The sequence below is a fragment of the Nitrospirota bacterium genome (assembly GCA_016235245.1).
Lineage (GTDB): Bacteria > Nitrospirota > Thermodesulfovibrionia > Thermodesulfovibrionales > UBA6898 > UBA6898.
Window position 1 is genome coordinate 36885 of sequence record JACRLO010000039.1, and the last position, 6000, is coordinate 42884.

General features: G+C 46.9%; 6 protein-coding genes. 3 read left to right on the top strand and 3 right to left on the bottom strand.

The window, feature by feature from the left end:
- The first annotated feature begins 157 nt into the window (after positions 1–157).
- Positions 158–535, top strand: coding sequence for an NADPH-dependent 7-cyano-7-deazaguanine reductase QueF (gene queF, locus HZB31_15610; GenBank protein ID MBI5849347.1), 378 nt, complete (start codon positions 158–160; stop codon positions 533–535).
- 8 nt (positions 536–543) lie between these two features.
- Here the strand turns inward: queF and HZB31_15615 are convergent, their stop codons facing one another.
- The 3 genes from HZB31_15615 to trpC form a co-directional block, all read right to left on the bottom strand.
- On the bottom strand, positions 544–1152 hold the full coding sequence (locus tag HZB31_15615) for a phosphoribosylanthranilate isomerase (GenBank protein MBI5849348.1): 609 nt from the start codon (positions 1150–1152) through the stop codon (positions 544–546).
- Positions 1153–1239: 87 nt separating this feature from the next.
- Complete coding sequence (locus HZB31_15620) at positions 1240–2592, bottom strand: TrpB-like pyridoxal phosphate-dependent enzyme (GenBank protein MBI5849349.1); 1353 nt, start codon at positions 2590–2592, stop codon at positions 1240–1242.
- Positions 2593–2661: 69 nt separating this feature from the next.
- A complete protein-coding gene (trpC, locus tag HZB31_15625) occupies positions 2662–3444 on the bottom strand; it encodes an indole-3-glycerol phosphate synthase TrpC (protein MBI5849350.1) in 783 nt (260 codons plus the stop codon).
- 70 nt (positions 3445–3514) lie between these two features.
- On the opposite strand from trpC, the gene murJ reads away from it, so the two are divergent.
- Positions 3515–5083, top strand: a complete 1569-nt coding sequence (gene murJ / locus HZB31_15630) for a murein biosynthesis integral membrane protein MurJ (protein MBI5849351.1) — start codon at positions 3515–3517, stop codon at positions 5081–5083.
- Positions 5084–5085: 2 nt separating this feature from the next.
- Positions 5086–5709: an MBL fold metallo-hydrolase gene (locus HZB31_15635; GenBank protein ID MBI5849352.1), complete on the top strand. Its 624-nt coding sequence runs from the start codon at positions 5086–5088 to the stop codon at positions 5707–5709.
- The last annotated feature ends 291 nt before the right edge of the window (positions 5710–6000 follow it).

The window sequence follows — 6000 nt, forward strand, 5'->3', positions numbered from 1 at the left end:
CCGGGTTTAGACGTCAGGTTTTTTATTCGCGGAAGGTTATGCCTATCACGCGGGGTTGCTTTTTACTTGCAGAAATACTTTAGTAACTTACAAAAACCGATTTATCTTTGTCAAGAGAGCACTTTACAATTTCCTGCTGCACATGGTAGATTTTCCCATGAAATACGGGGAAAAATCTATACAAAAGGCGAAGCTTGAGGTCTGGGACAACCCGAACCCTGAACGTGATTATGAGATCAATATCAGTTATCCGGAGTTCACCTGCCTCTGCCCGCGCTCCGGATACCCCGATTTCGCAACAATCAATCTGCGCTATATCCCTGACAAGAAAATTATTGAACTGAAATCACTAAAGCTTTATCTGAATGCCTTTAGAAGTGCCCATATCTCGCACGAGGAGATCACCAATAAGGTCTTTGGCGAACTCGAAAAAAAGCTGAAGCCCAGATTTCTTGAAGTGGTCGGCGATTTTAATCCCCGCGGGAATGTGAAGACATTTATTAAAGTAAGCTCAGGCAATCTCCAAATCAGCTAAAGGCCAAGTTAAGTCTTTGCCCGTTCTATAAAGAGCTTTATTTTCTGATGATCCTTTTTGCCCTTTTCCCGCTCTACCCCGCTGCATACATCAACACCATATGGCCTCACATGTCTTACAGCGTCAGCAACATTCTCGGGCGTCAGCCCTCCGGCAAGGATGATCCTGCCGAACTGCTTTGCCTCGACAGCAATGTCCCAGTTGAATTTCTGGCCCGTGCCGCCCAGCTCATCAGCGGAATATGCATCGAGCAGCAACGCAGAGACAATGCCTTTAAATGTTTTCAGGGGCTCAAGACTGTCGATTGATTTTATCCTGATTGCCTTAACACTTCTCCGGGAGTGATGGCAGGCCTCAGGTCTTTCATTTCCATGGAGTTGAATGACATCGATGCCTGCATCAATAGAGAAGCGAATCATTTCCGGGGTCTCATCGACAAACACGCCTACCGTAGTAACGAATGGGGGAATTTTACTGATGATCGCTTCAGCCTGTTGCAGGCTAACGCAACGGGGACTTCCCTTAAAGAAAATAAACCCCAGGGCATCTGCACCGAAATCGATCGCAGCTGCAGCATCTTCGTGATTTGTTATTCCGCAGATCTTGACTCTTACCATAACAAATACCTCTCCGGGAAAAACAAGGGCAAAAGGATTAGTCCTTTTGCCCCCATACAATGCGTTTGCAAGATTTAGTCTCTCTGGTTAAATTACCGGAAGATTTTTCAGGGCCTCCCGAATCTTTTCTTCCGGGTATTCATAGTCTTCCAGTTTGCCTGCCGCATAGTCTGCATAGGCTGCAAGATCAAGATAGCCATGGCCGCTCAGATTGAAAAAGATCGTTTTCTGCTTGCCCTCTTCCTTTGCTTTCAGCGCCTCATCAATTGCTGCCTTGATTGCATGAGAACTTTCCGGTGCAGGGATGATGCCTTCCGTCTTTGAAAATTTGATCGCTGCCTCAAAACATGCGTTTTGACCGTAAGCCACTGCCTCTATCAGCTTGTCGTGATACAGTTGGCAGACAAGAGGCGAGTCTGCATGGTATCTCAGGCCGCCGGCATGGATGCCTGGAGGCATGAAGTCATGCCCCAACGTATACATCATCATCAGCGGCGTCAAGCCGGCCGTATCCCCAAAGTCATATCGGAACTCTCCCTTGGTAAGCGTTGGGCAGGAAGAAGGCTCCACCGCGACAACTCGTAACTGCCTGCCGCCTATTTTGTCCTGGAGAAAAGGAAATGCCACCCCGCCAAGATTGCTTCCCCCTCCGCAACAGCCGATGACAACGTCAGGATAGTCGCCAACCATCTCGAACTGTTTCTTCGCCTCGAGCCCGATTACGGACTGGTGAAGCACAACATGATTCAGGACTGACCCGAGGGCATAGTTTGTATCGTTATGCGTTGCAGCGTCTTCAACAGCCTCTGATATGGCGATACCGAGGCTGCCGGGGCTATCAGGGTCAATTTCAAGAATCTTCCTGCCGGAATTTGTTAAGTTGGAAGGGCTGGGATGCACTGTTGCCCCCCATGTCTCCATTGCGATCCTTCTGTAGGGCTTTTGGCTGTAGCTCACCTTAACCATATAGACTGTAACATCAAGGCCGAACATTGTTCCTGCAAGTGCCATGGAGGATCCCCATTGCCCGGCACCGGTTTCTGTTGCGATTCTTCTGATGCCTGCCTGCTTGTTGTAATATGCCTGAGGGATGGCGGTATTTGGTTTGTGACTGCCAGCAGGGCTTACGCCTTCATATTTATAATAGATCTTTGCGGGAGTGCCTAGTGCTGCCTCAAGCCTGTGTGCCCTGTAAAGAGGTGACGGTCTCCAGAGACTATATATATTCAGCACTTCCTCGGGTATATCAATCCACCGCTGAGTTGAAACTTCCTGCTCGATAAGCGCCATGGGGAAAATCGCACTCAGATCCTGCGGACCTACCGGCTGCTTCGTTCCAGGGTGTAACGGCGGCTTTGGCAGATTCGGCATATCGGCCATAATATTGTACCACTGCCTGGGGATCTCTCTGTCCGGGAGCACTACTTTTGTTTCCTGCATGTGTTACCTCCGTTTATTTAGCTGCCTGAAGACTTGGTAGGACCTATTTTACCACAAGGGCTCCTGTTCTTACGTGCCCCTCAATTCCCCAATCTTTCTGCCAATGTCTGCAGATTCCATAAAAGATGTGCCTATCAGCATCGCATCGATGCCTGCCTGTTCAAGCTTCAGGACATCATCCCGCGTCTTTATGCCGCTTTCACTTACGATAATTTTGTCTGCTGGGATCTCTTTCTTCAGCTCAAGGGTTGTATTCATGTCTATCTGGAGAGTCTTAAGATTCCGGTTGTTAATGCCGATAATGGGGACATTAATCCTCAACGCCATTTCAAGCTCCTGATGATCATGGACTTCAAAGAGAACAGCCATTCCCAGTTCTCTGGAGACATGAAGATATTCTTCTGCCTGTTTTTCACCAAGGATCGCTGCGATGAGAAGGATCGCATCCGCCTGGTTTGCCCTCGCCTCATAAATCTGGTATTCGTCGAAAATAAAATCTTTTCTAAGAACAGGAAGCAGGGAAATGTTTTTTACCTCATCAAGAAATTCAAGTCGACCCTGAAAAAAATCCTCTTCGGTGAGGACGGATATTGCATTCACTTTCTTCTCTTTATACACAGCCGCAATCGTCTTATGATTAAAGTCCTGTCTGATAAGTCCCTTCGATGGAGACGCTTTCTTGACTTCGGCAATAAGATGTATTTGCCCGGCTGTTCTTTTTATTGCCCGTTCGAAGTCAAAAGGCAGAGGGATATCTTTAAGGGAAGTCTTGAGATGAGCCATTGAGGCAGCCGCTTTTGCGTGAGAAAGACGTTCTTTTTTTCTGGCTATGATTGTGTTTAATATTGACATCCGAAATTTTAAAGGGATTTTGCTTGTTTTAGCAATATATCAGGGCTCATTTGCTATAATGAGCCCTGATATGGACGGCAGAGGTAAAATAGCAAAGGCAGCAGGTATCATGTCTGTCGCGACATTTATCAGCCGGGTCCTTGGCTTTGTAAAGGATATGATCCTTGCTGTTTTTTTCGGCGCTACCGGCCTTTCAGACACCTTCTTCGCGGCCTTCAGAATACCAAATCTATTGAGGGAGCTTTTTGCGGAAGGATCAATGTCTTCTGCCTTTATACCTGTTCTTACCGAATACCGACAGAAGCAGGGAGACGAAGAAGCATCCCGCCTTGTCCGTATAACGTTCACCTTTATTATTATTGTGGTCGGCCTTGTCTGTATTGCAGGTGTTGTTTTTTCCCCTGCGATTGTCGCGGCAATTGCTCCGGGATTTCTCAGTTCACCGGAAAAATTTTCAATGACTGTGCTTCTTACAAGGATCATGTTTCCCTTTCTGTTGTTTATCAGCCTTGCATCTCTGGTCATGGGAGCGCTCAATACAAAGAAGGTCTTTTTTGTTCCTGCATTGGCACCTGCAATGCTGAATGTCACGACAATTGTTGTTGTAATCGCCTTTGCCCCCATAGCAAAGCAGCCGATTCTTGTTGTTGCGGTCGGGATTGCACTGGGGGGATTTGTGCAGTTTGCATTTCAACTGCCCGCTTTTTTCAGAAACGGCTATTCGCTCGGCCTTGATCCGGGGTTTCGCCATCCTGGGCTAAAAAAAATGGCCATTCTTATTCTCCCGGCAACAATGGCGCTTGCCGTAAACCAGATAAACATAATCGTGAGCAATATCCTTGCATCTTACCTGCCGGAGGGAAGTATTACCTATCTCTATTATTCCATGAGGCTTATACAGTTTCCTGTTGGTATCTTCGGTGTGGCCATGGGCATGGCAGTGCTTCCTGCATTATCAGAACATGCGGTGAAGGGCGATTTTGATCGGCTTCGCGAGGACTTTTCTTTTGCGATTCGGCTGCTTTTTTTTATTGCAGTACCCTCCATGGCAGGGCTTATAGCGCTGAGGGAGCCGATCGTAAATCTTCTCTTCCAGAGGGGGCAATTCGATTATGCTGCAACCCGGGGGACCGCAGAAGCCCTACTTTTCTATTCAATCGGTATTTGGTCCATTGTAGGTGTCAGGGTCATAACCGCAACCTTCTATTCCATGCAGGATACGAAAACCCCGGTAAAGATCGCGGCATTTGGCGTTGCGTCAAATCTCCTGCTCAGCATTGTGCTCATGGGTCCGCTCAAGCATTCCGGGCTGGCACTTGCGAATTCGCTTGCTTCGGGGATCAACTTCCTCATTCTATTTTATTTCCTGAAACATAAACTCCATCATATTGACGCGAGAAAGATCGTTAAATCATTCGCCCAGATCGTTTTCTCCTCTGCTATCATGGGATTGGTCGGGTGGTTATTGGTGCGGGGAGAACTCTGGACAAAAAGCGGGTTGTCTGCAGTCAAGGCTGTCTATCTTTCAGGGGCAATGGTCGTATGCATTTTTATTTATGCTGCGGTGAATAGTCTCTTAAGAAATGAAGAACTGCGGTATGTCCGAGAAATAATCATGAAAAAAATGGGTAAGGGGTGATTATGAATATAGAGACGATTGTTGTGGGACCGCTTCAGGTGAATTGCTATGTTGCTTATGATGAAAATAGCCTTGACGCCCTTGTCATCGATGCTGGCGATGAGCCTGACAAAATACTGAGATTTATCAGGAGCAAAAACCTGACTGTCTCACGCATTATCTGCACGCATGCCCATTTTGATCACACGGGTGCCATTGCCGCCCTGAGGGAAAAAACCGGGGCAAAAGTAATGCTCCATGTAGACGACCTCGAGGTCTATTTGAGAGTTGAGTCCCAAGGCGCGATCTGGGGATTTCATGTTGTTCAGCCGCCCCATCCTGACCTGTTTGTCCGGGATGGAGAGGAGATCGTTGCGGGGGGAGTCACGTTGAAAGTTATGCACACCCCTGGCCATAGCCCCGGAGGGATATGTCTTGTTGCCGACGGGATAGTTTTTACGGGAGATACTGTGTTTGCGGGGTCTATAGGCAGAACCGATTTCTACGGTGGCAGTATTGAGGCGTTGAAGGAGTCTTTCAAAAAGGTCCTTTCTCTGCCGCCGGAAACAAAATTATTGCCGGGTCATGGGAACTGGACTACAGTTGAGGATGAATGGCAGCAGAACTTCTTTGTTCATGAACTATAGTCAAATGAAGCAATAAACCGTATCGGTGCCCTATAGTTTTTCTTGATTTTTCAAGGCATTTCCTCTTTTTTTTAAAAACTGTAATATTTTGCTTGCAAAGTTAATTCAATATATTTATAATCAGGGTTCGTCAGTTAAGCCATATTGAATTAATATGGCTTCTGCAGTTGTCCAGAGTACCTTTTAAATCAGTAAACAGGTATTCCGGGCTTCGTGTTCTTTGAAAACTATAGAGCAGGTCACGTTAAGTTTGAGTTTAAGAGAAACCAGTATCAAATGAGAGTTTGATCC

Excerpts from the sequence above, each read along its gene's own strand:
- queF (MBI5849347.1), top strand. The coding sequence starts at position 158 with ATGAAATACGGGGAAAAATCTATACAAAAGGCGAAGCTTGAGGTCTGG.
- HZB31_15615 (MBI5849348.1), bottom strand. The coding sequence starts at position 1,152 with ATGGTAAGAGTCAAGATCTGCGGAATAACAAATCACGAAGATGCTGCA.
- HZB31_15620 (MBI5849349.1), bottom strand. The coding sequence starts at position 2,592 with ATGCAGGAAACAAAAGTAGTGCTCCCGGACAGAGAGATCCCCAGGCAG.
- trpC (MBI5849350.1), bottom strand. The coding sequence starts at position 3,444 with ATGTCAATATTAAACACAATCATAGCCAGAAAAAAAGAACGTCTTTCT.
- murJ (MBI5849351.1), top strand. The coding sequence starts at position 3,515 with ATGGACGGCAGAGGTAAAATAGCAAAGGCAGCAGGTATCATGTCTGTC.
- HZB31_15635 (MBI5849352.1), top strand. The coding sequence starts at position 5,086 with ATGAATATAGAGACGATTGTTGTGGGACCGCTTCAGGTGAATTGCTAT.